Annotated in this window: 25 protein-coding genes; 15 read left to right on the forward strand and 10 right to left on the reverse strand. The window is 64.7% G+C overall.

The genetic code is table 11. The features are described from left to right. Positions 1-142 precede the first annotated feature (142 nt). Both QCE49_RS02120 and QCE49_RS02125 read right to left on the reverse strand, forming a co-directional pair. Positions 143-1,714, reverse strand: coding sequence for a sensor histidine kinase (locus tag QCE49_RS02120; protein WP_008351363.1), 1,572 nt, complete (start codon positions 1,712-1,714; stop codon positions 143-145). Positions 1,715-1,719: 5 nt separating this feature from the next. Beyond that, positions 1,720-2,448 carry a response regulator transcription factor gene (locus QCE49_RS02125; protein ID WP_034470819.1) on the reverse strand — a complete coding sequence of 243 codons (729 nt, stop codon included), beginning with the start codon at positions 2,446-2,448 and terminating at the stop codon, positions 1,720-1,722. 282 nt (positions 2,449-2,730) lie between these two features. Between QCE49_RS02125 and recA the strand changes: the two genes are divergently transcribed. The 8 genes from recA (at position 2,731) to QCE49_RS02165 (ending at position 11,259) form a co-directional block, all read left to right on the forward strand. Beyond that, entirely contained in the window at positions 2,731-3,801 is a 1,071-nt protein-coding gene (gene recA / locus QCE49_RS02130) for a recombinase RecA (RefSeq protein WP_008351360.1), read from the forward strand. Positions 3,802-3,820: 19 nt separating this feature from the next. Then, positions 3,821-4,768 (forward strand): recombination regulator RecX, encoded by a 948-nt coding sequence (recX, locus tag QCE49_RS02135; RefSeq protein ID WP_250456566.1) that lies wholly within the window; start codon positions 3,821-3,823, stop codon positions 4,766-4,768. Between the two features lie 112 nt (positions 4,769-4,880). Further along, entirely contained in the window at positions 4,881-5,519 is a 639-nt protein-coding gene (locus QCE49_RS02140) for a DUF2889 domain-containing protein (RefSeq protein WP_034470713.1), read from the forward strand. 105 nt (positions 5,520-5,624) lie between these two features. Then, complete coding sequence (sucC, locus tag QCE49_RS02145; RefSeq protein ID WP_008351353.1) at positions 5,625-6,791, forward strand: ADP-forming succinate--CoA ligase subunit beta; 1,167 nt, start codon at positions 5,625-5,627, stop codon at positions 6,789-6,791. A gap of 97 nt (positions 6,792-6,888) precedes the next feature. Then, on the forward strand, positions 6,889-7,770 hold the full coding sequence (gene sucD, locus QCE49_RS02150; RefSeq protein ID WP_008351350.1) for a succinate--CoA ligase subunit alpha: 882 nt from the start codon (positions 6,889-6,891) through the stop codon (positions 7,768-7,770). Between the two features lie 108 nt (positions 7,771-7,878). Continuing rightward, a complete protein-coding gene (locus QCE49_RS02155) occupies positions 7,879-8,589 on the forward strand; it encodes a TerC family protein (RefSeq protein WP_008351349.1) in 711 nt (236 codons plus the stop codon). Positions 8,590-8,700: 111 nt separating this feature from the next. Further along, entirely contained in the window at positions 8,701-9,291 is a 591-nt protein-coding gene (locus QCE49_RS02160) for a pilin (RefSeq protein ID WP_008351347.1), read from the forward strand. Between the two features lie 162 nt (positions 9,292-9,453). Continuing rightward, complete coding sequence (locus QCE49_RS02165; protein WP_244807708.1) at positions 9,454-11,259, forward strand: Wzy polymerase domain-containing protein; 1,806 nt, start codon at positions 9,454-9,456, stop codon at positions 11,257-11,259. A 4-nt stretch (positions 11,260-11,263) separates the two neighbouring features. Here the strand turns inward: QCE49_RS02165 and moaC are convergent, their stop codons facing one another. After that, positions 11,264-11,761 carry a cyclic pyranopterin monophosphate synthase MoaC gene (moaC, locus tag QCE49_RS02170; protein ID WP_008351343.1) on the reverse strand — a complete coding sequence of 166 codons (498 nt, stop codon included), beginning with the start codon at positions 11,759-11,761 and terminating at the stop codon, positions 11,264-11,266. A gap of 167 nt (positions 11,762-11,928) precedes the next feature. On the opposite strand from moaC, the gene QCE49_RS02175 reads away from it, so the two are divergent. Then, complete coding sequence (locus QCE49_RS02175) at positions 11,929-13,899, forward strand: M48 family metalloprotease (RefSeq protein WP_250433792.1); 1,971 nt, start codon at positions 11,929-11,931, stop codon at positions 13,897-13,899. Positions 13,900-13,904: 5 nt separating this feature from the next. On the opposite strand, the gene QCE49_RS02180 is transcribed toward QCE49_RS02175, so the two are convergent. The 6 genes from QCE49_RS02180 to QCE49_RS02205 form a co-directional block, all read right to left on the reverse strand. Then, the gene (locus tag QCE49_RS02180) at positions 13,905-14,489 is read right to left on the reverse strand and encodes a DUF2946 family protein (protein ID WP_008351340.1); all 585 of its coding nucleotides are present in this window, start codon (positions 14,487-14,489) and stop codon (positions 13,905-13,907) included. Positions 14,490-14,495: 6 nt separating this feature from the next. Next, on the reverse strand, positions 14,496-15,578 hold the full coding sequence (locus QCE49_RS02185) for a YheT family hydrolase (RefSeq protein ID WP_250456565.1): 1,083 nt from the start codon (positions 15,576-15,578) through the stop codon (positions 14,496-14,498). 33 nt (positions 15,579-15,611) lie between these two features. Beyond that, positions 15,612-16,058 (reverse strand): nuclear transport factor 2 family protein, encoded by a 447-nt coding sequence (locus tag QCE49_RS02190; RefSeq protein WP_008351336.1) that lies wholly within the window; start codon positions 16,056-16,058, stop codon positions 15,612-15,614. Between the two features lie 165 nt (positions 16,059-16,223). Further along, positions 16,224-17,297, reverse strand: coding sequence for a lipopolysaccharide heptosyltransferase II (gene waaF, locus QCE49_RS02195; RefSeq protein ID WP_008351335.1), 1,074 nt, complete (start codon positions 17,295-17,297; stop codon positions 16,224-16,226). Between the two features lie 126 nt (positions 17,298-17,423). Further along, positions 17,424-17,621 (reverse strand): zinc-finger domain-containing protein, encoded by a 198-nt coding sequence (locus tag QCE49_RS02200; RefSeq protein ID WP_008351333.1) that lies wholly within the window; start codon positions 17,619-17,621, stop codon positions 17,424-17,426. Between the two features lie 66 nt (positions 17,622-17,687). Further along, positions 17,688-18,608, reverse strand: coding sequence for a branched-chain amino acid transaminase (locus QCE49_RS02205; RefSeq protein ID WP_008351330.1), 921 nt, complete (start codon positions 18,606-18,608; stop codon positions 17,688-17,690). 355 nt (positions 18,609-18,963) lie between these two features. Between QCE49_RS02205 and QCE49_RS02210 the strand changes: the two genes are divergently transcribed. The 5 genes from QCE49_RS02210 (at position 18,964) to fba (ending at position 24,664) form a co-directional block, all read left to right on the forward strand. After that, positions 18,964-19,710 carry an AzlC family ABC transporter permease gene (locus tag QCE49_RS02210; protein WP_034470821.1) on the forward strand — a complete coding sequence of 249 codons (747 nt, stop codon included), beginning with the start codon at positions 18,964-18,966 and terminating at the stop codon, positions 19,708-19,710. Continuing rightward, positions 19,707-20,030 (forward strand): AzlD domain-containing protein, encoded by a 324-nt coding sequence (locus tag QCE49_RS02215; RefSeq protein WP_008351327.1) that lies wholly within the window; start codon positions 19,707-19,709, stop codon positions 20,028-20,030. The genes QCE49_RS02210 and QCE49_RS02215 overlap by 4 nt, the downstream gene beginning before the upstream one ends. Before the next feature lie 407 nt (positions 20,031-20,437). Continuing rightward, positions 20,438-21,634, forward strand: coding sequence for a phosphoglycerate kinase (locus QCE49_RS02220; protein ID WP_008351325.1), 1,197 nt, complete (start codon positions 20,438-20,440; stop codon positions 21,632-21,634). Positions 21,635-21,986: 352 nt separating this feature from the next. Then, positions 21,987-23,423, forward strand: a complete 1,437-nt coding sequence (gene pyk / locus QCE49_RS02225) for a pyruvate kinase (RefSeq protein ID WP_008351324.1) — start codon at positions 21,987-21,989, stop codon at positions 23,421-23,423. A 176-nt stretch (positions 23,424-23,599) separates the two neighbouring features. After that, complete coding sequence (gene fba, locus QCE49_RS02230) at positions 23,600-24,664, forward strand: class II fructose-bisphosphate aldolase (protein WP_008351323.1); 1,065 nt, start codon at positions 23,600-23,602, stop codon at positions 24,662-24,664. Here fba and QCE49_RS02235 read toward each other — a convergent pair. Further along, the gene (locus QCE49_RS02235) at positions 24,649-24,798 is read right to left on the reverse strand and encodes a hypothetical protein (protein WP_160172878.1); all 150 of its coding nucleotides are present in this window, start codon (positions 24,796-24,798) and stop codon (positions 24,649-24,651) included. The two genes, fba and QCE49_RS02235, sit on opposite strands and share 16 nt — an antisense overlap. On the opposite strand from QCE49_RS02235, the gene QCE49_RS02240 reads away from it, so the two are divergent. Continuing rightward, complete coding sequence (locus QCE49_RS02240) at positions 24,791-25,681, forward strand: phosphoribosylaminoimidazolesuccinocarboxamide synthase (protein ID WP_034470824.1); 891 nt, start codon at positions 24,791-24,793, stop codon at positions 25,679-25,681. The genes QCE49_RS02235 and QCE49_RS02240 overlap by 8 nt on opposite strands. The last annotated feature ends 4 nt before the right edge of the window (positions 25,682-25,685 follow it).

Raw genomic sequence — 25,685 nt, forward strand, 5'->3', positions numbered from 1 at the left:
TCTGACGCGGCGTGTCCGGACGCGAGTGACGTCCGAAACGAGGATTTGCGCCGAAGCCGCGCATATGTGATGCGAACGACCGTCTAAATTCGTCTATGCTCGTGCTTCGTGCGCGCGAAATGCGAATCTGCCGCGCTCGCGCTCAGGGTTTGTCCCGGGCAGGAAAAACCCGCTGAAGACTGACGCGGACAAGCGTTCCGGCGAGTCGCGGGCTGTCCTGATACACGTGATCCTCGATGGCGAGCGCGCCGCCGTGCATCGCCGCGATCTCCTTGACGATGGCAAGACCGAGTCCGCTGCCGTCGCCGTCGCGCCCGAGAATGCGATAGAAGCGCTCGACCACGCGCTCGCGCTCCGCCGCCGGAATGCCGAGTCCCGTGTCTTCCACTTCCAGATGCACGAGATCGAGATCGTCGTCGTCGGTCCGCACGCGTACGGTGATGCGCCCGCCCGCCGGCGTGTAGCGGATCGCGTTGTCGATCAGGTTCGACAGCATCTCGCGCAGCATCACGACATTGCCTTCCACTTCGACCGCAAACGGCGGCTCCTCGTAACCGAGATCCATGCGTTTCGCGAGCGCCGCCTGAACCCAGTCGCGCACCGCGAGCCGCGCGAGATCGGTCAGGACGATGCGCGTGAATATCTGCCCCGTCGCGCGATTCTCGGCGCGCGCGAGCGCGAGCAATTGCGTGACGAGACGCGCGGCATGCTCGGAACTCATCGCGATCTGTTCTAGCGAGCGCTGCACTTCCGTCGAGACGTCCTGGCGCATCGCGAGTTCCGCCTGCATGCGCAGGCCCGCGAGCGGCGTTTTCATCTGATGCGCGGCATCGGCGATGAAGCGCTTCTGGAACTCCATGTTCTGTTCGAGGCGCGTGAGCAGGTCGTTGAACGACGCGACGAGCGGCGCGATCTCCGGCGGCGCGCTGCCGGCCTGCAGCGGCGACAGATCGTCGGGGCGGCGCGCGCGGATGTTCGACTGCAGCGCGTGCAGCGGCGCGAGCCCGCGCGAAAGCCCGAACCATACGAGGATGATCGCGAGCGGCAGGATCACGAACTGCGGCAGGATCACGCCCTTGATGATGTCGTTGGCGAGCTGGCTGCGCTTGTCGAGGGTCTCCGCAACCTGCACGAGCACCGGCTGTGCGCTGTGCGGATCGCGCCCGGGCGCGAGGCCGGGCAGATCGACCGTCGTGTATGCGACGCGGATATCGTTGCCGCGCAGCACATCGTCGCGAAACTCGACGATGCCCGGCTGCGGACGATCGTCGTCGTGCGGCAAGGGCATGTCGCGATCGCCGCCGACGAGTTCGCCGCGCGTGCCGAGCACCTGGAAAAACACGCTGTCGACGTTATCGGCGCGCAGGAAATCGCGCGTCGCGTCGGGCAGACGGAGTTCCGCGACGCCGTTTACCGGCTGAATCTGGCGCGCGAGCACGTAGGCGTCGGCTTCGAGCGCGCGGTCGAACGGCCCGTTCGCGATCGATTTCGCGACCAGATACGTCACCGCGATGCTCATCGGCCAGAGCAGCAGCAGCGGCGCCAGCATCCAGTCGAGAATCTCGCCGAAGAGCGAGCGTGGATGCGTTTCGGCGTCGGGCTCGAGCTCGTCGGGCGGCGCGAACGGATTCGCGTAGCGCGCGTCGCGCAGCGCGTCGGAGTCGTCGTTCGCTTGTGCGTTTCGCTGAGTTTCGTGGGAAACGGGCGACGCCATGCGGCCTACTTATAGTGATGGCTGGCGGACTCGCCGGCGTGCGGCCCGCCCGCGCCGTTCGTCGTGGCGGCCGCTTTCTCCAGCGTGTAACCGAGACCGCGTACCGTGATGATCTTCGCGCCGCTCGGCTCGATCTTCTTCCGTAGCCGATGCACGTAGACCTCGATCGCGTTATTGCTGACTTCCTCGCCCCACTCGCACAGGTGATTGACGAGCTGCTCCTTCGATACGAGCCGGCCGGTTCGCTGCAGCAGCACTTCGAGCACGCCGAGTTCGCGCGCCGAAAGATCGATGACCTGATCGCCGATGGTCGCAATGCGCCCGATCTGATCGAAGGCGAGCGAGCCGTGCCGGACGACGGTCGGACCGCCGCCCGCGCCGCGGCGCGTGAGCGCACGGACGCGCGCTTCGAGTTCGTTGAGCGCGAAGGGCTTCGCCATGTAATCGTCCGCGCCGAGATCGAGACCTTTCACGCGCTCGTCGACGGAATCGGCGGCGGTGAGGATCAGCACGGGCATCTGCGAATTGCGCGCGCGCAGGCGGCGCAGCACCTCGAGACCGGGCATCAGCGGCAGGCCGAGATCGAGGATCAGCAGGTCGAAAGTTTGCAGGGAAAGGGCGGTGTCCGCTTCGACGCCATGCTTCACATGGTCGACGGCGTATCCCGATTGGCGGAGTGATCGGACGAGCCCGTCCGCGAGTATGCTGTCGTCTTCGGCAATGAGGATTCGCATCGTCGTGTGCGCCTTTGTACGCCATGCATGCGCGATCAAGCGCATCGGCATTGCCGGCACCGTGTGTCGCCCGGCGCGGCGGTCTCCAGGTGTTCGTGGTTCTTGCGTGCTTGGGCGACGTGGAAAAAAAGCTGCGCCACGCCGCGACAGGCTTGCAAAAACCACTGTTTTTTTATACAGTGTCTGCGTGAGTGGGAAGGGCGGTTTCGTATGCTCGATCGAGCGGCGAAAAACCCCGTGAACACTGCCTCAGACGCCGTTCATCATAGCAAAGGACGATTCATGGAAGAAAGCAAGAAAGGCCCCGCTGGCATGACTGCGGAGAAGAGCAAGGCCCTGGCCGCCGCGCTCTCGCAGATCGAAAAGCAATTCGGCAAAGGGTCGATCATGCGGCTCGGCGCAGGTGAGGCGGTCGAAGACATTCAAGTGGTTTCCACCGGTTCGCTCGGGCTGGACATCGCGCTCGGCGTCGGCGGCTTGCCGCGCGGTCGTGTCGTGGAAATCTACGGTCCGGAGTCGTCGGGTAAAACCACGCTCACGCTGCAGGTGATCGCGGAGATGCAGAAGCTCGGCGGCACGGCGGCGTTCATCGACGCGGAACACGCGCTCGACGTGCAGTACGCCGGCAAGCTCGGCGTGAACGTGCCCGAACTGCTGATCTCGCAGCCGGACACGGGCGAGCAGGCGCTCGAAATCGCGGACGCGCTGGTGCGCTCCGGCTCCATCGACATGATCGTGATCGACTCGGTCGCGGCGCTCGTGCCGAAGGCGGAAATCGAAGGCGAAATGGGCGACTCGCTGCCGGGTCTGCAAGCGCGTCTGATGTCGCAGGCGCTGCGCAAGCTCACCGGCACGATCAAGCGCACGAACTGCCTCGTCATCTTCATCAACCAGATCCGCATGAAGATCGGCGTGATGTTCGGCAACCCGGAAACCACCACGGGCGGCAACGCGCTCAAGTTCTACTCGTCGGTGCGTCTGGATATCCGCCGTATCGGTTCGATCAAGAAGAACGACGAAGTCATCGGCAACGAGACGCGCGTGAAGGTTGTGAAGAACAAGGTCTCGCCGCCGTTCCGCGAAGCCATCTTCGACATTCTTTATGGCGAAGGCATTTCGCGTCAGGGTGAAATCATCGATCTGGGCGTGCAGGCGAAGCTGGTCGACAAGGCGGGGGCCTGGTACAGCTACAACGGCGATCGCATCGGTCAGGGCAAGGACAACGCGCGGGAATTCCTGCGCGAAAATCCGGACATCGCGCGCGAGATCGAGAACAAGATCCGCGAATCGCTGGGCGTCGCTGCATTGGGCGAAGCTGTCGTCGCAAGCGCCGCAGCGGCCGACGACGAGTAAGCATCGAGCCTGAAGGAAGATGCAGACGCGCCGGCTCGGATCCAAGGCAGACCCGGCGGATAACGGAACCGGCGACGATTCCGATTCCGTCGATCGCTACGAGCGAAGCAGCGAGCGGCGCGGTGCATCGTCGAAGTCAGGCGGCTTCAGGCGCAGCAACAAGGAACGCGCCGGCGCGAAGTCATTCGCGTCGGCGCATCGCGTTTTCGAGCCTGTTAAAAGGGATGAAAGCAGCGTAGACGCGAATGATCGCGCGGCCCGCCTGGAACAAGCTCGCGCCTTACTGAAGCAGGCGACAGCGCAGCCGAAGGCGCCTCCCGCCGATCGCAGCCCGCCGTCCGCTAACCCGCCGGACCCATTCGAAGACGCCGATCCATTCGAGCCCTTCGAACAATGCGTGCCTTCCGAGCCATCGCCAGCCGTTTCCGGCGAAACGGTTTATAGCCGCTCCAGCCAGCGCACCCGCAAGACATCGGCAAACGAAGTCAACAATCCCAAACGTCCGCAACGCTCGTTGAAGGGCCGCGCGCTCGCGTTCCTGTCGCGTCGCGAGTACAGCCGCGCGGAGTTGTCGCGCAAGCTGCGTCCGTACGTCGAAGAAGCCGCTCCGCTCGAATCCCTGTTGGACAGTCTCGAGCGCGATGGCTGGCTGTCGAACGAGCGCTTCGTCGAGAGCGTCGTGCATCGGCGGGCGTCGCGCATGGGCGGCAGCAGGATCATCAGCGAGCTGAAGCGGCATGCCGTCGGCGAAACGCTCATCAGCGAAACCGCCGACAAGCTCGCGCAGTCCGAAACCGCGCGCGCCAGGGCGGTGTGGGAAAAGAAATACGGCGTGCCGCCGGAGACGCCCGCCGAGCGCGCCAAGCAGGCGCGCTTTCTGGCTGCGCGCGGTTTTTCGAGCGGTACGATCGGCAAGATATTGAAGGGCGGTGACGAAGATTGGAGCGAGGAAATCGTCGACGACTGAGCGCCCGTTCGGCTTGATCCGCACGCGCGTTCCATTCGTCAGGCACATGCCCGGCTCGAAATACCCGATATGCTAAAATTCCACGGTTTTCCCCGTACCGGCTCACTCCAGCATGCCTCTCTCGCCTCCCGCTCCCCGACAATTGCGTCATAGCCGCGCGATTCGAGTGGAAGCGTTCGAACGCGACGACGGCCTGTGGGATATCGAAGCCTGTCTAACCGATGAGAAGCCGCGCGACTTCCAGCTCGCGACGGGCGTCCGGCCGCACGGCCTGCCGATCCATGAACTCTGGCTGCGCATCACCATCGATCGCACACTCAGCATCGTCGACGTCGAAGCGTCGTCCGACTGGGCGCCGTATGGCGGTTTGTGCGCCGAGTCCAATGCGGTCTATCGCAAGCTCATCGGGCTCAATCTCCTCCAGAATTTTCGCCGCGAAGCCAACACGCTGCTGCGCGGCACTGCCGGCTGCACGCATCTCACCGAGTTGTGCGGGGTCTTGCCGACCGCAGCCATTCAGGCATTCGCGGGCGACGTCTGGAAGATCGAGGACGGCAATCCATTCAAGCAAGCCGACGCCAACGCGCAGCGCGACGAGCCGCCGTTTCAGCTCGGCCGATGCCACGCGCTGCGTTTCGACGGACCCGCGGTCAGGGAACACTACCCGCGCTGGTTCGGCCACGCCCCCGGCGAACCATCCAGATCCGGAACAACGGTGCAAGACAGGCCGGAGACAAAGTCCGCCTCGTAGCGCGCAAGCAGCGCTCGCGCTCACGCACGGAATTCAAACAAGAAAAGAATCAGCGGTTCAAGCAAACAGAAGTTCACTCCAACTCTCAGACTGAAGGAATCACGCATGAAGATTCACGAGTACCAGGGTAAGGAAATCCTGCGGAAATTCGGCGTCGCGGTCCCGCGCGGCAAACCCGTGTTCTCGGTGGATGATGCGGTCAAGGCCGCGGAAGAGCTGGGCGGCCCGGTTTGGGTCGTCAAGGCGCAGATTCACGCCGGCGGCCGCGGTAAGGGCGGCGGCGTGAAGGTCGCGAAGTCGATCGAACAGGTCCGCGAATACGCGAACCAGATCCTCGGCATGCAGCTCGTCACGCACCAGACCGGCCCCGAAGGCCAGAAGGTCAATCGCCTGCTGATCGAAGAAGGCGCGGACATCAAGAAGGAACTGTACGTCGGCCTCGTGCTCGACCGCGTTTCGCAGAAGATCGTCGTGATGGCGTCGAGCGAAGGCGGCATGGACATCGAAGAAGTCGCGGAAAAGACGCCGGAACTGCTGCACAAGTTCGCCGTCGAGCCGTCGACCGGTCTGCAAGACGCGGACGCCGATGATCTCGCACGCAAGATCGGCATTCCCGATGCATCGATCCCGCAAGCGCGCGCGATCCTGCAAGGCCTGTACAAGGCGTTCTTCGAAACCGACGCATCGCTCGCGGAAATCAACCCGCTGATCGTGACCGGCGAAGGCAAGGTCATCGCGCTCGACGCCAAGTTCAACTTCGATTCGAACGCGCTGTTCCGTCATCCGGAAATCGTCGCGTACCGCGATCTGGACGAAGAAGATCCGGCTGAAGTCGAAGCGTCGAAGTTCGACCTCGCATACATCTCGCTCGACGGCAACATCGGCTGTCTCGTGAACGGCGCAGGCCTCGCGATGGCCACGATGGACACCATCAAGCTGTTCGGCGGCGAGCCGGCGAACTTCCTCGACGTCGGCGGCGGTGCGACGACCGAGAAAGTGACCGAAGCGTTCAAGCTGATGCTGAAGAACCCGAACCTGAAGGCGATCCTCGTGAACATCTTCGGCGGCATCATGCGTTGCGACGTGATCGCCGAAGGCGTGATCGCTGCGTCGAAGGCCGTGGACCTGAAGGTGCCGCTCGTCGTGCGCATGAAGGGCACGAACGAAGACCTCGGCAAGAAGATGCTGGCCGACTCGGGCCTGCCGATCATCTCGGCGGACAGCATGGAAGAAGCCGCGCAGAAGGTCGTCGCGGCGGCCGAAGGCAAGTAAGCGCGTTCGCTTGTTGCCTTAAGAGAGCGTTCCACCAGATACGAATGGCGGCGCCTGGCTTTTTGCATGGCGACGCCAAACGAACAGAGGTCACTACATGTCGATTCTGATCAACAAAGACACGAAGGTCATCACGCAGGGCATCACCGGCAAGACCGGCCAGTTCCACACGCGCGCCTGCCGCGAATACGCGAACGGCCGCGAAGCGTACGTCGCGGGCGTGAACCCGAAGAAGGCCGGCGAAGACTTCGAAGGCATTCCCATTTACGCGTCCGTGAAGGAAGCGAAGGCCGAAACCGGCGCGACCGTTTCGGTCATCTACGTGCCGCCCGCGGGCGCTGCCGCCGCGATCTGGGAAGCCGTCGAGGCCGATCTCGATCTCGCGATCTGCATCACGGAAGGCATTCCGGTTCGCGACATGCTCGAAATCAAGGACCGCATGCGCCGCGAAAATCGCAAGACGCTGCTGCTCGGACCGAACTGCCCCGGCACGATCACGCCGGACGAGCTGAAGATCGGCATCATGCCGGGTCACATCCACAAGAAGGGCCGCATCGGCGTCGTGTCGCGTTCGGGCACGCTGACGTATGAAGCGGTCGGCCAGTTGACGGCGCTGGGCCTCGGCCAGTCGTCGGCGGTCGGTATCGGCGGCGATCCGATCAACGGTCTGAAGCACATCGACGTGATGAAGATGTTCAACGACGATCCGGAAACGGACGCCGTCATCATGATCGGCGAGATCGGCGGTCCGGACGAAGCGAACGCCGCTTACTGGATCAAGGACAACATGAAGAAGCCGGTCGTCGGCTTCATCGCGGGCGTGACGGCGCCTCCGGGCAAGCGCATGGGCCACGCAGGCGCGCTGATCTCGGGCGGTGCGGACACGGCTGACGCCAAGCTCGAAATCATGGACGCGTGCGGCATCAAGGTCACGAAGAATCCGTCGGAGATGGCACGTCTGCTGAAGTCGGTTCTCTGATCGAAGCAGGCAAATTACGCGAGGGTTTGGTACTCTTACTGATTCCTTTCGTAAAAGCCATTGAAAAGCGAGGGAGCGCTGCTTCCTCGCTTTTTTCATTTCAGCCTCATGCTTGAATTCTTTTCGACGCTCCATTGGGGCGCGGTCGTTCAGATCATCGTGATCGACATTCTGCTCGGCGGCGACAACGCCGTCGTGATCGCGCTCGCCTGCCGCAATCTGCCGGATCGGCAGCGCACGCGCGGCATCGTGTTCGGCACGCTCGGCGCAATCATCCTGCGCGTCGTGCTCATCGCGTTCGCGGTCTTTCTGCTCGACATTCCGTTTCTCAAGTTTCTCGGCGGCTTGCTGCTGCTGTGGATCGGCGTAAAGCTGATGCAGCCGGACCACGACGATCATCAGATCGACGCATCCGACCGGCTGTGGGCGGCGGTGAAGACGATCATCGTCGCCGATGCCGTCATGAGCCTCGACAACGTCATCGCGATCGCGGGCGCGGCCGAAGCCGCCGATCCGCGTCATAGGCTCACGCTGGTGATCTTCGGCCTGGTCGTGAGCATTCCGCTTATCGTCTGGGGCAGCACGCTGGTGCTGAAGCTGCTCGACCGCTTGCCCGCCGTCGTGCTGCTCGGCGCGGGTCTGCTCGGCTGGATCGCGGGCGGCCTCATCATCGACGATCCGTTCATCGACCGATGGCCCGCGCTCAATACCGAACTCGTCGGATATGCGGCGCGTCTGGCGGGCGCGTTGCTTGTCGTCGCGTTGGGCTGGCTGCTCAAGCGGCGCGCGCTCGCCGACGGCAATCGCGCGGCGGGTTGATTTCTCCTAGGCCGTTCGGCTGACTGCCGCCGGAGCGGCTCCCTGAATACGATCGAAGCGTCCTGACCGCATTGCGCGGAAGGGCGCATTTCTGTTTTTCAGGGAGTAGCAATGACGACGAAGGCTTCGGTTTTGGACGTGCCGCGCGAACGGCGCGCATGGTGGTTCGGGCGCACGAAAGATGCGCTGACACGCGGCTTCACACTGATCGAACTGATGATCGTGCTTGCGATCGTCGGCGTGGTCGCGGCGTATGCGATACCGGCGTATCAGGATTATCTTGCCCGAAGCCGCGTGGGCGAGGGCATGACGCTCGCGGCGGCCGCGCGCCTCGCAGTGGCGGAGAACGCGGCGAGCGGCGCGGATCTGGCGGGCGGATTCGCGTCGCCGCCGGGCACGCGCAACGTCGAGTCGATTCACGTCGACAGCGACAACGGGCAGATCACGATCGCCTATACGACGCGCGTCGCGCCGGCGGGTTCGAACACGCTCGTGCTCGTGCCTTCGACACCCGACAACGCCGATACACCTACGGCGCGCGTGTCGCTCAGCCGCGGTTCCGTGCAATCGGGGTCGGTGACGTGGGAATGCTTCGCGGGCAAGAAGACCGAGTCGTCGCTGCCCGCGCCGGGCGCCGGTCCGACGCCTGCGCAGGCGCCGACATTGCCAGGCAATCTCGCACCGCCGGAGTGCCGCGCGTAAGCACTGACGCGAAGCGCGGCGGGAGGATTTACGTCGCCGCCGCGCCGTCGCGCCGTCGTTTTTGCGCGAAAGTTGGCGATTTGGTAGCAAAACCGGCCGTTCGACGGACAGCGGGGGCAAAGTTTTGTATAGTGCGCCGGTCGCCGACGTTCCCAGTTCCTCATGCCTTCCCAATACGCGCGCTTTCTCTGCTTCGCCGTTCTGTGCCTTGCGTTGACGTTTCCCTTCGCGGTCGTCAACCACACGTATCCGATTCCGACCTTCTACGCCGAATACAGCGCGCTCGCGCTTTATCTGGCGCTCGGTGCGACGGTTGCGCTCCTCGTGCGCGTCTCCGAGCCGAAGGTGCCGTTCGCATCGCCGGTCGTCGCATTGATGCCGCTTGCGTTCGGCGTGTTGCTCGTCGCGCAGACGGTGCTGTTGCCGATCGCGCAGCCATCGATGAACTGGCTCGGCGGCGCGTTTCTGCTCGCTTCGTTTCTCGCGGTGCATACGGGCTTCGGTCTCGTGCGGGCGGGGCTCGGCGAGAAGACGCTGCGTATCGGCGCGGCTGCGCTGATGGTCGGCGGACTGTTCGCGGTCTTCTGCCAGATCGTGCAGTTGCTGCATCTCGAAGTGAAATTCACGCCGTTCGTGGTCGCGTACAACGTGATGATCGAACGGCGCCCGTTCGGCAACATGGCGCAGGCGAATCACCTCGCGACCGTGATCGCGTTCGCGCTGGCGGGCGCGCTTTATTTCGTGCAGGCGCGTCGGCTGCCGCTCGTTCTGTGGCTGATCTTGTCGGCGATCTACTCGCTCGGGCTCGCGTTGACCGTATCGCGCGGGCCGTGGCTGCAGACGGCGGTGATCGTCGTCGCCGGCTTCTGGATGGCGTTCGTGCTTGGGCGGCCGGTAGCGTCGGAAGGCTTCGACGGCCCCGGCCGCCGCGATACGCGCGCGTGGATCGTCCCGATTCTGCTCGCGATCGTCTTTTTCGCGGTGAACGCGGCCGTGCGTTGGGCGAACGTGCGCTTCGATTTCGGGCTCGCGCAATCGGCGGCGGAGCGCATGCAGGAAGCGAGTCAGATCGCGCCGCGGCTCGCGCTCTGGAAGTACGGCTGGACGATGTTCAAGACGCATCCGCTGCTGGGCGTCGGATGGGGCGAGTTTCCGCGCTATCAGTTCGACCTCGTGCGCGATCTGGGCGGCGTCGAGATCGCGAACAACGCGCACGACATCTTCATCGATCTGCTCGCGAAAACCGGTGCGCTCGGCGTCGCGATTCTGGTCGCGAGCGTCGTCTTCTGGCTGATTCGCGTGCTGCGCGCGCCGCAGACGCCGGCGCGCATTTTCGGATTGTCGCTGCTCGGCGTCCTGATGATGCATGCGCTCGTCGAGTATCCGCAGCAGTACATGTTCTTTCTGATGCCGGCGATGCTCGTCATCGGCCTTCTGGAGACGCGTCCCTTGCGGCTGGTTCCGCGTCCGCTCTCTTATGGCGTATATGTCGTGCTGGTGCTCGGCGGGCTCGCGGCGTTGTATCCGACCTTACGCGACTACAACCGCGCGGAAGTGCTGTACTACGGCTCGCGCCCGGCCGAGCAGTATCGTGAAAATCCGTCTTTCCTGTTCACGGCGTGGGGCGAATACGGTGCGGCGACCTTGCTGCCGATCAACGCGCAGAACGTCGAGGAGAAACTCGCGGCGCATCGGAAGGCGATTGCGCTGTTGCCGGGCGAGACCGTGCTGCGCCGCTACGCGGTGTTGCAGGCGCTCGCCGGGCAGAAGGCCGAGGCGCTCGACACGATGGCGCGCCTGAAGATCTTCGCGACGCAGTTGCACGACTGGCCGAAGCAGCTTTTGGCCGTCTACGATCTGGCGGACGAAGCGGGCAAGCCGCTGGCGTCGTTCAAGGCGGATCTGGTGAAGCTGTATGGTGTGCCGCTGCCGAATCAGGAGCCTTCGGAGGATGAGGAAGAAGAGTGAGCGGTCAGGGCGCGGGCGACGGCTGGTCGTCCGCCACCCAATCCCCCGACTTCCCACCGTGCTTTTCCATCACTTTCACATTGGTGATGGTCATCCCCCGATCCACCGCCTTGCACATGTCGTAGATCGTGAGCAATCCGACCTGCACGGCGGTCAGCGCTTCCATTTCCACGCCCGTGCGCCCGACCGTCTCCACGCGCACTTCACAGTGCACGCCGGGTAGCGCTTCATCGATCGTGAAATCCACCGCGACGCGCGTCAGCGCCAGCGGATGACACAGCGGAATCAGATCGGCCGTGCGCTTCGCACCCTGAATCGCGGCGATGCGCGCGACGCCCAGCACATCGCCTTTTTTCGCTCGGCCTTCGCGGATCAGCGCGAGCGTGGGCGCGAGCATCGCGATCGAGCCGCGTGCAACGGCCACGCGGCGCGTTTCGTTTTTCGCGCCGACATCGACCATATGCGCCTCGCCGGCGGCATCGAAATGGGTGAGTCCGGACATAGCGTCTCCTTCGAATGGGCGCCTATCATACCAGCGTGAATCCGCGCGATTTTCCGCAGAACGCCACGGTCCGGCGCGACGCACCGCCGACCTGAGACGCGCCGCGCGCAACACTTGATACGATAAGCCCGTTTCGATTCTCGAGCCGACTATCGGCGCTTCGCGCCATGCATTTCACACGTCCGAGCCGCGCGCTCGCCTCCCTCCTTTGCGTCGCCCTCGCCATGCCGCCCGCGGCGCTGGCGCAATCCAGTTCGCCTTCCGCGGGCTCGACCGGCACGCTCGCGGCCGCGCAACTGCGCGCGTCGCAGGAAAGCGCCAGCGGCGACGTGCCGGGCAACATCGCGGAAGGCGTGTTCGGCGTCTACGGCGGCGCGGAAAGCCGTTTCGCGAACCGCCCCGGGACGATGTCCGGTTTGCGCGCGCCGCTGTCGTCGGTGCAGCTTCCGGATCTCGGCGACGGCTCCGGCGGCTCCCTCACGCCGCAGGCCGAGCGCAAGGTCGGCGAGAAGATGATGCGCGAAGTGCGCGCCGATCCCGATTATCTCGACGACTGGCTGCTGCGCGACTATCTCGACTCGATCTCGTCGAAGCTTTCAGCGGCGGCGGCGACGCAGTATCTCGGCGGCTATCGGCCGGATTTCGATCTCTTCGCCGTGCGCGACGCGCAGATCAACGCGTTTTCGATGCCGGGCGGCTTTATCGGCGTGAACACGGGGCTGATTGCCGCGACGCAAACGGAATCGGAGCTGGCGTCGGTCATCGGCCATGAAATGGGGCACGTCCTTCAGCGGCACATCGCGCGGATGCTCAGCACGCAGGAAAAGAGTTCCTACGCCGCACTCGCCGGGATGCTCGCCGGCCTGCTCGCGGGCCTGCTCGCCCATAGCGGCGATCTCGGCATGGGCATCGCGATGGGCGGCCAGGCGTTCGCCGTCGACAATCAGTTGCGCTTCTCGCGCGCGGCCGAGCACGAGGCCGACCGCGTCGGTTTCCAGATGCTCGCGGCCGCCGGCTACGATCCTTACGCGATGGCAGCGTTCTTCGAGCGTCTCGATCGCGCGTCGATGGCCGATAACGGCGTGCCGCCGTACGTGCGCACGCATCCGCTCACGATCGACCGCATCGCCGACATGGAAGGCCGCGCGCGGCGCGTGCCGTACCGGCAGCCGCGTCAGTCGGCCGAATATGCGTTCGTGCGCGCCCGGGCGCGCGTGCTGCAGGTGAATTACGCGAGTGATTATCGCGAGGTCGCGAGCCGGCTCAAATCGGAAATCGAGGATCAGACGGCGCTCAATCCCGCGTCCAACTGGTACGGCATCGCGCTCGCGCAATCGCTGCTGGGCAATCACGACGCGGCCAGCGACGCGCTCGCGAAGGCGCGCGCGCTATTCGAGGGCGAGGAGGCGAGCGCGGCGGCGGCATCGGCGCAAGTGCAAAAGGAGGATCGCGCGGTTGGTCAAACGCAGCCGGCTCCGCGCAAGAAGAGCGGCGAGCCGTCGCTGCGCAACGCGGATGCGTCGACGATCGCGACGCCGCTCGACAACGCGCGCACGCCGCTCAATCTCGGAGACTCCGGCAACGGCAATGCATTGCGCGCGAAGAGCGACATCGTGCTTCCACCGGTTCGCGTCGAAGCCCGATCGGCTCCGCCGGCGAAACCTCAATCCGCACCGCCGGCGCTGCGCAGCACGCCGAGCCTCGACGTGCTCGCCGCCGACATCGCGCGCCGCGCCGGTCGCAACGACGATGCGATCCGCCTCGCGGACCTCGCGCAAAAGCGCTGGCCGGCGTCGCACGCCGCCATCGACGTGCATCTGCAGACGCTGCTTTCCGCGCGCCGCTTCGCCGACGCCCAGACGCTCGCGCGCCGCGAAACACGCGCCGAGCCGACGCGCCCCGACTGGTGGTTCTATCTCGCGCAGGCAAGCGCGGGTCTCAACGATCCGCTGCAACAGCATCAGGCGATGGCGGAAAAGTTCGCGCTCGATGGCGCGTGGGCATCCGCGATCCGGCAACTGAAGGAAGCGCGCGACGTCAAGACCGCGAGTTTCTACGATCTTTCGACGATTTCCGCCCGGCTGCGCGATTTCGAGACGCGCTACAAGGAAGAGCGCGAGATGGAGAAGAACGGCTAGCTAGCTCAGTCTTTCTTCGCGGCGGCGCGTTCGGCCGGACTCGCGACGAAGCCAAAGCGCGCGGCGACATCGGCGCGGGCGATCGGCTGCACGGTCAGATCGACGCCGTCGCGCCAGTGGAACACGCCGCGTGTGCCGGCATCGTCGAGCGACGCGTGGTCCGCGAACAGTTCGAGATCGTGATCGTGAAGGGCGGCGATGCGTGCGGGCGAGGCGTCATCGGAAAGGAGAATGCCGCCTGCGTCGTCGATCCAGACATGCGCCGGCTCGAACGGCGCGCCGCCCTGATCGATCAGCCGCAATGCGCCGTCCGCCGCATGCAGACGCACGATCCACGGCGTGTACACGAGCTCAACATACACGCGCTGCGGACCGTTCTGAAAGAACCACTGGCCGTCGGCATCGCTTTCGTAGTTGCGGTTGATGAAGCCCAGCAGCGCCTCATGCCGGATCGGCGTGCCGAGTTCGCCGGCGGCTTGCGCGGCGTCGTCGCGCATGCGCCACTGACCGCGCCGGTCGAGCAGCAGCCAGCCCGTGCAGTGCGGAACGTTGGGCCATTTGGCGAGCGCCTGCTTGACGATGTCATCCATGACGGTTCACGAAACGAAGTTCTCCAGATAACCGAACACGCGCTGCGACAGCCAGTCGATCCGGCCCGGAAACGGTCCCGTCATGAAGCCGACGTGCCCGCCGTGGTTCGGCTGATCGAGCGTCACGCGCGCCGATACTTCCGCCGTCGACGGCAACGCGAACTCGGGCAGGAACGGATCGTTGCGCGCGTTCAGCAGCAGCGCGGGCACTTCGATGTGCTTCAGATGCGCGCGGATCGTCGCCGTCGACCAGTAGTGATTGGTGTCGCGAAAGCCGTGCAGCGGCGCGGTGACGACGTTGTCGAACTCGTACAGCGTGCGCGCGGCGAGCACGGCGTTGCGGTCGTAGAGACCGGGATACTGCCCGAGCTTCGCGAGCGCCTTCTTTTTGAGCGACTTCAGGAAGCTGCGCGTATAGACCATGCCGAAGCCTTGCGAGATCGCGAGGCCGCCCGCGTGGACGTCGAGCGGCGCGGAAATGGACGCCGCCGCGCTAATGATCGACGCGTCCGTGCCGCGCTGGCACAGCCAGTGCAGCAGCACGTTGCCGCCGAGCGACACGCCCGCCGCGACGATCGGCCCGCGATGCACTTGCGCGAGCCGCCGCAGAATCCAGTCGACTTCGGCGCTGTCCGCGAGATGGTAGAAGCGCGGCAGCAGATTGAGCGGGCCGCTGCAACTGCGGAAATGCGGCACGACGCCGTGCCAGCCGCGCGCCCGGGCGGCGGCCATCATCGTGCGAGCGTAGTGCGAATCGGAACTGCCTTCGAGGCCGTGGAAGAGCACGAAGAGCGGGGCGTTCGCGGCGGGTTGATCGGCGGGATCGGCGGGATCGTGCGCGAGAAAGTCGAGATCGATGAAATCGCCGTCGGGCGTATTCCAGCGCTCGCGCCGGTAACGCACGTCGGGCTTGCGGCCGAAGAGCGCCGGGACGATGGTTTGCGCATGGCTCGTGGGCAGCCAGCGCGGCGCGCTGTAGAGCCATTCGGCGGCGCCCGGCGAAAGCAGGCGCGCGGTTTCCTTCAGTGCCACGGCGGGCGCTTTGTCCACGAACGACGAATCGTGCTTCAACAACGGATCGCGCTTCATGGCCCCTCCCGACAGACGTCTTCTTCGAATTTCTTAGTGCAGCGGTCCCTGACCGTGACGCAGCTTCGCGGCGAACTGGCCCGCGGTTTCGATCGGCATCTCGCTTGCGTGAATATGCGCGATGCGCCACTCGCCGCGTTCGTGAACCATCACATACGTCGTGTAGATCATGCGCGGCGCGCTGGCTGGCTCGGCCGGCTGATGCGCCTCGGCGATCGCATAGACGACCGTGCCCAGGCTGTCGTACACGCGAATATCGAGCGGCTCGACGGTCACGGGCTGCGTCTCGAACTGCTTCGCGAGACCCGCGCGGATGCTTTCCAGCCCGTGCAGATGCGTGCCGTCCGCGCACACGCAGGTGGCGAACTCCTCGTCGATCCACAACGACATCACCGTGTCGATGCTGTTGTCCGCGACTGCCTGATAGTAAGCGTTGAGGGTATCGGCGGCGGCTTCGAAGAGGCGGGCGAAACGTGGCATGGCTCGTGGGTCTCTGGCATTCGATGCTTCACGCCAACGAAACGGCGCGCTGCAACGGTCATTGGTCAAAGCATGCCCCCGTTCGGAGACATTCGCGTGTCCGCACCCGCACACACGGCCGGAAACCGCCGGTACGAACACGCGTTTCGACGCGTGAGCGCAACATCAACGATGCGCGAGCAGCATGCCGCGCACATCGGCGAAGACCTGTTCGGCCGAGAGTTCGCGAAGGCAGTTCAGATGGCCGAGCGGACACTCGCGGGCAAAGCACGGACTGCATTCAAGATGCAGCCATTGTACCTTTGCGAGATCGGACAAGGGCGGCGTGTGGCGCGGATCGGTCGAGCCGTAGACCGCGACGAGCGGCCGGCGCGAGGCGGCCGCGACGTGCATCAGCCCCGAATCGTTCGTGACGACGGCGCTCGCCCGCGAAATCAGCGCGCACGCCTCACCGAGCGAAGTCTGGCCGCACAGGTTGCGCACCATCGGCGCGCGCTCCGCGATGGCCTGCGCGATCGGCGCATCCTTCTTCGAACCGAGCGCGATCATGCGCGCATACGGAAACGACTGCGCGATGAACTGGGCGAGCGAAGCGAAATGCTCCGGCGGCCAGCGCTTGGCCGGACCGTATTCCGCGCCGGGGCAGAACACGACGAGCGGCGCGCGCGTGTCGAGGTTGAAGCGCGTCGAGACGCGCGCGGCTTCGTTCGGATCGGCTTCGAGGCGCGGCACGGGCAGCGTCTGCGCGTCGGGAAGCGCGGCGGCTTCCGGCTGCGCGAACCGGTCGACGAACGGCAGCTTCGCGCCCGGCGCATAGGCGAGCGCCGCGTAATGCGCGGTCATCGGCGGACGGTCGGTTTTCGGCGGATTCGCGTGGCGCACGTTCAAGAGCCCGTAGCGGCTCTCGCCCTTGTAGCCGATGCGCAGGTTGATGCCCGCCATCCACGGAATCAGCGCGGATTTGACGGAGTTGGGCAACACGTAGGCGGCGTCGTAACCGACATCGCGCAAATCACTCGCGAGCTGCCAGCGGCGCAGCAGTTGCAGCTTGCCGTGGGCGAGGTCGGTCGCGTAGACATCGCGGATTTCCGGCATGCGCTCGAGCACGGGTGCGACCCAGGTGGGCGCGACGGCGTCGATCGCGATACGCGGATGAAGCTTGCGCAAGAGCGTGAAGAGCGGCTGCGCCATCAATGCGTCACCGATCCAGTTCGGTGCTATAACCAGCGCGCGGCGCATCTGTTGTTATCCGATCTCAAAATGAACGCGGCCCGCCGCCTTGGGGCGAGCCGTCGATTGTCGTGGGTATGTTTCGCGCCGCGTACGGCGCGCGTGAGCCGGGGCGCGGCCAGCGCCCCGCGGGCTTCAGTGACCGCCCTTGAGCACTTCGCCGTCTTTCAGCTTGTAGCGCGTGCCGCAATACGGGCAGCGCGCCTCGCCGTGCGTCACGTCGATGAACACGCGCGGATGCGTGCTCCAGCGCTGCATCTTCGGGTTCGGGCAGAAGGCGGGCAGATCCTTCGCCGACAATTCCACCAGCGGCATTTCCTTCAGGTCGCTCATTGCTATCTCTTTTCGTGATGTACGTCGCGCGGCGAGCGAACGGCCCGCCGCGTCGCATGAGATTGTTTAAACCTTCGCGAGCCAGCTCGCGTACTTCTCGTTCTTGCCGCCGACGACGTCGAAGAACGCGCTTTGCAGCTTTTCCGTGATCGGACCGCGCGCGCCCGAACCGATGGTGCGGTTGTCCAGCTCGCGGATCGGCGTGACTTCGGCGGCGGTGCCGGTGAAGAACGCTTCGTCGCAGGTGTAGACCTCGTCGCGGGTGATGCGCTTTTCGATCACCGGGATGCCGAAATCGCGCGCCAGCGTGATGACTGTGTCGCGCGTGATGCCGTCGAGGCACGAAGCCAGATCCGGCGTGTAGATCTTGCCGTTGTTCACGAGGAAGAAGTTTTCGCCGGAGCCTTCCGACACGTAGCCGTCGACGTCGAGCAGCAGCGCTTCGTCGTAGCCGTCGGCGACGGCTTCCTGGTTGGCGAGAATCGAGTTCACGTACCAGCCGGACGCCTTCGCGCGGACCATCGACACGTTCACATGATGGCGCGTGAACGACGACGTCTTCACGCGGATGCCCTTGGCGAGCCCGTCTTCACCGAGATACGCGCCCCACGGCCACGCGGCGATCGCAACATGGATGGTGTTGCCCTTCGCCGACACGCCGAGCTTTTCCGAGCCGACCCAGATGATCGGGCGGATGTAGCACGACTCGAGCGCGTTCGCCTTCACGACTTCGAGTTGCGCGGCTTCGAGCGTCGCGGCATCGAACGGGACGTCCATCTGGAAGATCTTCGCCGAGTTGAGCAGGCGCTTCGTGTGTTCCTTCAGGCGGAAAATGGCCGTGCCCTGCGCGGTCTTGTACGCGCGCACGCCTTCGAAGACACCCATGCCGTAGTGCAACGTGTGGGTCAGAACGTGGATCTTGGCATCACGCCAGTCGATCAGCTTGCCATCCATCCAGATCTTGCCGTCGCGGTCGGCCATTGACATACGGTTCTCCTAGCTGTCTCGTTCAAGTGAGTTCGGGCAGGCCGCCAAAGACTTCCGGGCGGCGGCGCTCGCGCATCTCGCGCCGCGTTCGTGCATCGGCGATTGCCGGCGAACGCGCGCATCGGAGGCGCAAAGGCTGTGAAAGACCGTCATTTTAGCGTCTTTTCGCGACGAAACCGATCTTGGAGCGCCTTTCACGACGCTATAATTTGCCTTTCGCCGTCCGCTGAAAACAGCGGGACGAAACGGCGAAGCCCGCCATTCCCGATTTTCCCGGTTTTTCCCGATCCATCGCGCAATCGCTCGAGGCCGCGCATTGGCATCACGGGTGGTCTTCATCGCCTCGCATTCGCTCATGCTTGACCGGCTGTCCGACACCAATCGCCGCGCGTTTTTCGAGGGCGTGCGTACCTTTTCTCCCGCCGTCCTGGCGACGTTTTCCTGGGGTCTCGTGACCGGCGTCGCGATGACGAAGTCCGTGCTCACCGTGCCGCAGGCGCTCGGCATGTCGTTCGCGGTGTACGCGGGCTCGTCGCAGCTCGCGGTGCTGCCGCTCTTCGCCGCGAAGCTGCCGCTCTGGACGATTCTCCTGACCGCCGCGATGGTCAATCTGCGCTTCGTGATCTTCAGCGCGGGGCTCGCGCCGCATTTCTCGTGGCTGCCGCTGAAGCGGCGTCTGCTGCTCGGCTATTTCAACGGCGACATCATCTATCTGATGTTCTCGAAGCGGAATTTTCCTGCCGGCTGGCAGCCCGGCAAGGAGGCGTTCTTCTGGGGACTGGCGGTATCGAGCTGGTTGTCATGGCAAACATCGTCGGTGCTCGGCATCTTGCTCGCGAGCCTGATTCCCGATGACTGGGGCCTCGAACTCGCCGGCACGCTCGCGCTGATCCCGCTCATCGTTTCCGCTATCGCGACGCGTTCGACGCTCGCGGCGGTCGCGGTGGCGAGCGTCGTCGCGTTGCTGGCGTTCGATCTGCCGTATCGTTTCGGCTTGCCGCTCGCGGTGTTCGCGGCGCTTATCGCGGGCACGCTCGCGGATGTCGTCGCCGAGCGGGCCGCGCCCAAATCCGCATCCGATGCCACGAGGTCCAGCCGATGAGCGCGCTGCAAGTCTGGCTCGCGATCATCGGCATGGGCGTGGTCACGGCGGTGACGCGCGCGCTCTTTCTGATCGGCGGCGAGCGCATGGTGCTGCCGCCGCGCGTGCAGCGTGTGCTGCGGTATGCGCCGGCCGCCGCGCTCGCGGGCGTCGTCGTGCCGGATCTGCTCGAAACGCCCGCGGGCATTTCGCTGTGGCTGTCGAACCATGCGTTGTGGGCATCGGCGGCGGGACTCGCGTATTACCTGTGGCGGCGCGGCATGATGGGCACGATCGCCGTCGGCATGGTGGTGTTCACGCTGCTGCGGCTCGTGGCCTGACCGCGGCGTGGAGATGGCTACGCGCCGCGTCAAATACGCGTCATCAACGATTGCCCGCTAAAAGCGGCCGGGTTGATCGGTTAAAATGAGGGTCTTTCCCGAGTGAGCGAGGTCGAAAGTGTGTCCGGCAGTCACCGCGCTACGGTTTTGCAATTCATTTTGCAACACGCCGCTCCCGGCTCCATCGCCGCGCCCGGGCAGGGCTTGCGCGCCTCTCCGGATTCATCTGTCTCATCCCTTTCTCCCGCATCCCGCGCGCGCGTTCGGCTTAAGCGCGCGTCCTTCGCCCCCAGCTTGAACCGCGCGCGAGCCGTCCTGCCCGGCGGCCTGCGCGCGGCGACTCCACGAACCGGCCCGCCCCGACGGCCGTTCCCGCCCGAACCGCTTCTTTATCTACGTTGACTCCCATGACGAAAGTACTGCGTTTCACCGATCTGATCGCCGAAGGCAAAGTCTCCGGCAAGCGTGTGTTCATCCGCGCGGATCTCAACGTGCCGCAAGACGATAACGGCAACATCACCGAAGATACGCGCGTGCGCGCCTCGGTCCCGGCGATCAAGGCCGCTCTCGACGCGGGCGCGGCCGTGATGGTCACGTCGCACCTCGGCCGTCCGACCGAAGGCCAGTTCAAGCCGGAAGACTCGCTCGCGCCGGTCGCGAAGCGTCTGTCGGAGCTGCTCGGCCGCGACGTGCCGCTCGTCGCCGACTGGGTCGACGGCGTTCAGGTCCAGCCGGGCAACGTCGTGCTGTTGGAAAACTGCCGCTGCAACAAGGGCGAGAAGAAGAACGACGACGGCCTCGCGCAGAAGATGGCGAAGCTCTGCGACGTCTACGTCAACGATGCGTTCGGCACCGCGCACCGCGCCGAAGCCACGACGCACGGCATCGCGAAGTACGCGCCTGTCGCGTGCGCGGGACCGCTCTTGGCCGCTGAACTCGATGCGCTCGGCAAGGCGCTCGGCAACCCGAAGCGTCCGCTCGTCGCGATCGTCGCGGGCTCGAAGGTGTCGACCAAGCTCACCATTCTCAAGTCGCTCGCCGAGAAGGTCGATCAGCTGATCGTCGGCGGCGGCATCGCCAACACGTTCATGCTCGCGTCGGGCCTGAAGATCGGCAAGTCGCTCGCCGAAGCCGATCTCGTCGGCGAGGCGAAGGAAATCATCGAACAGGCGCGCACGCGCGGCGCATCGGTGCCGATTCCGAGCGATGTCGTCACCGCGAAGGAATTCGCCGCGACTGCGAAGGCGGAAACGAAGCCCGTCGCCGACGTCGCCGACGACGACCTCATCCTCGATATCGGCCCGGACACCGCGAAGGCGCTCGCCGCGCAACTCGAAACGGCCGGCACGATCGTCTGGAACGGGCCCGTCGGCGTGTTCGAATTCGACCAGTTCGGCAACGGCACCAAGACGCTCGCGCAGGCCATCGCGAATTCGTCGGCGTTCTCCATCGCCGGCGGCGGCGACACGCTCGCGGCCATCGCGAAGTACGACATCGCCGACAAGGTGAGCTACATCTCGACCGGCGGCGGCGCGTTCCTGGAATTCCTCGAAGGCAAGAAGCTGCCCGCGGTCGAAGTGCTCGAATCCCGCGCCGGGGCTTGAGGCGTTGGCCGCCCGAAACAATCCGGCGAAAGCAGGAAAGAAGGGCGCGCCAGCCGGCGGCGCGCAAACCGAAGAAATGGAAAGCGGCGCCGCGCTCGACGCGGCCGCCGAAGCAGCGCGGGTGATCGCGGAAGCGGCCCAACCCGATCAGACGGCGCCCGAAGACGAATCGGTGATTCCGGAAACGCCTCCGGTCATCATCGGCGGCGTGCCCGCCCATGCCCTGAATGAAATCGACAAAGCGACGCCGGCACGAACCGGCGCGCGCGCGCAACCGGTGAGCAACACCTCACTGCAAGCGCAACGTGCTCGCGGCCTCAACACGGGCGTTCCTACAGAGACGAGGAAAGACATGCATCGCGCTACCAAGATTGTTGCCACCATCGGCCCGGCTTCAACGAGCCCGGACGTCCTGCTGCAAATGCTGCAGGCGGGCCTCGACGTCGTTCGCTTCAACTTCTCGCACGGCACCGCCGACGATCACCGCCAGCGCGCCGAAATCGTCCGCGAGGCGGCGCGTCAGGTGGGCCGGGAAGTCGCGATCATGGCGGACCTGCAGGGCCCGAAGATCCGCGTCGGCAAGTTCGAGAACAACAAGACGATGCTCGTCGCGGGCAATCCGTTCATCCTCGATGCGAACTGCACGCTCGGCAACAACGAGCGCGTCGGGCTCGACTACAAGGATCTGCCGCGCGACCTGCGCGCGGGCGACGTGCTCCTGCTCAACGACGGCCTCATCGTGCTCGACGTGGTGCGCGTCATCGGCGAAGAGATTCACACGACGGTGAAGGTCGGCGGCGAGCTCTCGAACAACAAGGGCATCAACCGTCAGGGCGGCGGTCTCACCGCGCCCGCGCTGACCGAGAAAGACATGGAGGACATCAAGACGGCGATGTCGCTCGGCGCGGATTTCGTCGCGGTGTCGTTCCCGAAGAACGCGACCGACATGGAAATGGCGCGTCAGCTCGCGAACATCGCGGGCGCGCCGTACGGCATCAAGCCGAAGATGATCGCGAAGATCGAGCGCGCCGAAGCCATTCCGGCGCTGCAAGGCATTCTCGACGCATCGGACGGCATCATGGTCGCGCGCGGCGATCTCGCGGTCGAAGTCGGCAACGCGGCGGTTCCGGCGCTGCAAAAGCGCATGATCCGCATGGCGCGCGAGTCGAACAAGCTCGTGATCACCGCCACGCAGATGATGGAATCGATGATCCACGCGCCCGTGCCAACGCGCGCCGAAGTCTCCGACGTGGCGAACGCCGTGCTCGACGGCACCGACGCCGTGATGCTTTCCGCCGAAACCGCGGCCGGCAAGTATCCGGTGACGACGATCGAAACGATGGCCGCCATCTGTATCGAAGCGGAGAAGTCGGAAGAATCGCAGCTCGATCGCGATTTCCTCGACCGCACGTTCACGCGCATCGACCAGTCGATCGCGATGGGCGCGCTCTTCACGGCGTTCCATCTCGGCGCGAAGGCCGTCGTCGCGTTGACGGAATCCGGCTCGACCGCGCTGTGGATGTCGCGTCACTGGACGCACGTGCCGATCTTCGCGCTGACGCCGCGCGTGTCGAGCGAACGGACGATGTCCCTGTACCGCAACGTGACGCCGCTGCACGTCGACACCAACATGGACCGCGACACGGCGCTGAATCAGGCGCTGGAAGTGGTCGTGTCGAAGGGTTACGCGGCGCGCGGCGATATGGTCGTGCTGACGGTCGGCGAACCGATGGGCCAGGCAGGCGGCACGAACACGCTCAAGATCGTGCGCGTGGGCGATCACTTCTAAGCGTTTTTGAGAACGCTGCGCGGTCAAACGCCGCGCGATTTGTCGCAAGTCCGGAGCGAGCGCGGTCCCAGCAGCCGCGCTCGTTTCGTCAAGCGCGCAGGACGATGAAGCCGAAAACCGCCCGAGAGCGAGTTCGCGCGCTGAAGAATTCGTTTCACTTATGGAGTCTCACCACAATGCCTCTCGTATCAATGCGTCAACTGCTGGATCACGCTGCGGAAAACGGTTACGGTCTCCCGGCGTTCAACGTCAACAATCTGGAACAAGTGCAGGCGATCATGTCGGCGGCGAACGAAGTCAACGCGCCCGTCATCATGCAGGCGTCCGCTGGCGCGCGTAAGTACGCGGGCGAAGCGTTCCTGCGTCATCTGATCGAAGCGGCGGTCGAGTCGTATCCGCATATTCCGGTCGTGATGCATCAGGATCACGGTCAGTCGCCCGCGGTGTGCATGGCCGCGATCCGCTCGGGCTTCACCAGCGTCATGATGGACGGCTCGCTCGAAGCCGACGGCAAGACGGTCGCTTCCTACGAGTACAACGTCGCGGTGTCGAAGCAGGTCGTGGAGTTCTCGCATTCGATCGGCGTCACGGTCGAAGCCGAACTGGGCGTGCTTGGCTCGCTCGAAACGATGAAGGGCGACAAGGAAGACGGCCACGGCGCCGAAGGCACGATGACGCGCGAGCAGCTTCTGACCGACGTCGAGCAGGCCGCCGATTTCGTCAAGCAGACGCAATGCGATGCTTTGGCGATCGCGATCGGTACGTCGCACGGCGCGTACAAGTTCTCGAAGAAGCCGACGGGCGATATCCTCGCCATCGACCGCATCCGCGAAATTCACCAGCGCATTCCGAACACGCACCTCGTGATGCACGGTTCGTCGTCGGTACCGCAGGAATTGCTGGCCGAAATCCGCGAATTCGGCGGCGACATGAAGGAAACCTATGGCGTGCCGGTCGAGGAGATTCAGGAAGGCATCAAGCACGGCGTTCGCAAGGTGAACATCGACACCGATCTGCGCCTCGCGATCACCGGCGCGATCCGCCGCTATCTGTTCGAAAATCCGTCGAAGTTCGATCCGCGCGATTATCTGAAGCCCGCGCGCGAAGCAGCGAAGGAAATCTGCCGCCAGCGCTATATGCAGTTCGGCTGCGAGGGCATGGCCGGCAAGATCAAGCCGGTTTCGCTCGACAAGATCGCCGAAAAGTACAAGTCCGGCGCGCTGGCTCAGATCGTGAAATGAGACTGATCTGAATCAGCCGGGTTTTGTAAAGTAAAATCAACGGGTTCCGGGTTCGGAACCCGTTCGTCTTTCTCCTCGCCGCTTCCCACGTCGAAGCGGCGAATCACTTTTTTCCGGTACATGACGATGTCCACGCTATACGAATCCACGATCAAATCGCTGCCGCTGCTCGGCCGCGGCAAGGTCCGCGACAACTACGCCGTCGGCGACGACAAGCTCCTTATCGTGACGACCGACCGGCTTTCCGCATTCGACGTCGTCATGGGCGAGCCGATTCCGAACAAGGGCCGCGTGCTCAACACGATGGCCGATTTCTGGTTCGAGAAGCTCGGCCACATCGTGCCGAACCACAACACGGGCATCGATCCGGCGACGGTCGTCGCGGCGGACGAAGCCGAGCAGGTGAAGGGCCGCGCGGTCGTCGTGAAGCGCCTGGAGCCGATTCTCGTCGAAGCCGTGGTGCGCGGTTATCTCGCGGGCAGCGGCTGGAAGGACTATCAGGCGACGGGCGCGGTGTGCGGCGTCGAACTGCCGCCGGGCCTGCAGAACGCGCAGAAGCTGCCCGAGCCGATTTTCACGCCTGCGGCCAAGGCCGAAATGGGCCATCACGACGAAAACATCACCTACGATGAGATGGAACGCCGCATCGGCACGGAGCTTTCCGCGACGATCAAGCGCATTTCCATCCAGTTGTACAAGGAAGCGGCCGAGTACGCGGCGACGCGCGGCATCATCATCGCGGATACGAAGTTCGAGTTCGGCCTCGACAACAAGGGCGATCTCTATCTGATGGACGAAGTGCTGACCGCCGATTCGTCGCGCTTCTGGCCCGCCGATGGCTATCAGGTGGGCACGAATCCGCCGTCGTTCGACAAGCAGTTCGTGCGCGACTGGCTCGAAACGCAGCCGTGGAAGAAGGAACCGCCCGCGCCCAAGCTGCCCGACGACGTGATCGCGAAGACGTCGGAGAAGTATCAGGAAGCGCTCCAGCGTTTGACCGGCAAGACGCTCGACTGAGTAA

The sequence above is a fragment of the Caballeronia sp. LZ008 genome, assembly GCF_031451435.1.
Taxonomy (GTDB): Bacteria; Pseudomonadota; Gammaproteobacteria; order Burkholderiales; family Burkholderiaceae; genus Caballeronia; species Caballeronia zhejiangensis.

Excerpts from the sequence above, each read along its gene's own strand:
- QCE49_RS02190 (WP_008351336.1), bottom strand. The coding sequence starts at position 16,058 with ATGCCACGTTTCGCCCGCCTCTTCGAAGCCGCCGCCGATACCCTCAAC.
- QCE49_RS02240 (WP_034470824.1), top strand. The coding sequence starts at position 24,791 with ATGTCCACGCTATACGAATCCACGATCAAATCGCTGCCGCTGCTCGGC.
- QCE49_RS02210 (WP_034470821.1), top strand. The coding sequence starts at position 18,964 with ATGCTTGACCGGCTGTCCGACACCAATCGCCGCGCGTTTTTCGAGGGC.
- QCE49_RS02125 (WP_034470819.1), bottom strand. The coding sequence starts at position 2,448 with ATGCGAATCCTCATTGCCGAAGACGACAGCATACTCGCGGACGGGCTC.
- QCE49_RS02175 (WP_250433792.1), top strand. The coding sequence starts at position 11,929 with ATGCATTTCACACGTCCGAGCCGCGCGCTCGCCTCCCTCCTTTGCGTC.
- waaF (WP_008351335.1), bottom strand. The coding sequence starts at position 17,297 with ATGCGCCGCGCGCTGGTTATAGCACCGAACTGGATCGGTGACGCATTG.
- QCE49_RS02160 (WP_008351347.1), top strand. The coding sequence starts at position 8,701 with ATGACGACGAAGGCTTCGGTTTTGGACGTGCCGCGCGAACGGCGCGCA.
- fba (WP_008351323.1), top strand. The coding sequence starts at position 23,600 with ATGCCTCTCGTATCAATGCGTCAACTGCTGGATCACGCTGCGGAAAAC.
- QCE49_RS02180 (WP_008351340.1), bottom strand. The coding sequence starts at position 14,489 with ATGGATGACATCGTCAAGCAGGCGCTCGCCAAATGGCCCAACGTTCCG.
- QCE49_RS02205 (WP_008351330.1), bottom strand. The coding sequence starts at position 18,608 with ATGTCAATGGCCGACCGCGACGGCAAGATCTGGATGGATGGCAAGCTG.
- QCE49_RS02185 (WP_250456565.1), bottom strand. The coding sequence starts at position 15,578 with ATGAAGCGCGATCCGTTGTTGAAGCACGATTCGTCGTTCGTGGACAAA.
- QCE49_RS02215 (WP_008351327.1), top strand. The coding sequence starts at position 19,707 with ATGAGCGCGCTGCAAGTCTGGCTCGCGATCATCGGCATGGGCGTGGTC.
- sucC (WP_008351353.1), top strand. The coding sequence starts at position 5,625 with ATGAAGATTCACGAGTACCAGGGTAAGGAAATCCTGCGGAAATTCGGC.
- sucD (WP_008351350.1), top strand. The coding sequence starts at position 6,889 with ATGTCGATTCTGATCAACAAAGACACGAAGGTCATCACGCAGGGCATC.
- QCE49_RS02220 (WP_008351325.1), top strand. The coding sequence starts at position 20,438 with ATGACGAAAGTACTGCGTTTCACCGATCTGATCGCCGAAGGCAAAGTC.
- recX (WP_250456566.1), top strand. The coding sequence starts at position 3,821 with ATGCAGACGCGCCGGCTCGGATCCAAGGCAGACCCGGCGGATAACGGA.
- QCE49_RS02200 (WP_008351333.1), bottom strand. The coding sequence starts at position 17,621 with ATGAGCGACCTGAAGGAAATGCCGCTGGTGGAATTGTCGGCGAAGGAT.
- QCE49_RS02140 (WP_034470713.1), top strand. The coding sequence starts at position 4,881 with ATGCCTCTCTCGCCTCCCGCTCCCCGACAATTGCGTCATAGCCGCGCG.
- QCE49_RS02120 (WP_008351363.1), bottom strand. The coding sequence starts at position 1,714 with ATGGCGTCGCCCGTTTCCCACGAAACTCAGCGAAACGCACAAGCGAAC.
- moaC (WP_008351343.1), bottom strand. The coding sequence starts at position 11,761 with ATGTCCGGACTCACCCATTTCGATGCCGCCGGCGAGGCGCATATGGTC.
- QCE49_RS02165 (WP_244807708.1), top strand. The coding sequence starts at position 9,454 with ATGCCTTCCCAATACGCGCGCTTTCTCTGCTTCGCCGTTCTGTGCCTT.
- recA (WP_008351360.1), top strand. The coding sequence starts at position 2,731 with ATGGAAGAAAGCAAGAAAGGCCCCGCTGGCATGACTGCGGAGAAGAGC.
- pyk (WP_008351324.1), top strand. The coding sequence starts at position 21,987 with ATGCATCGCGCTACCAAGATTGTTGCCACCATCGGCCCGGCTTCAACG.
- QCE49_RS02155 (WP_008351349.1), top strand. The coding sequence starts at position 7,879 with ATGCTTGAATTCTTTTCGACGCTCCATTGGGGCGCGGTCGTTCAGATC.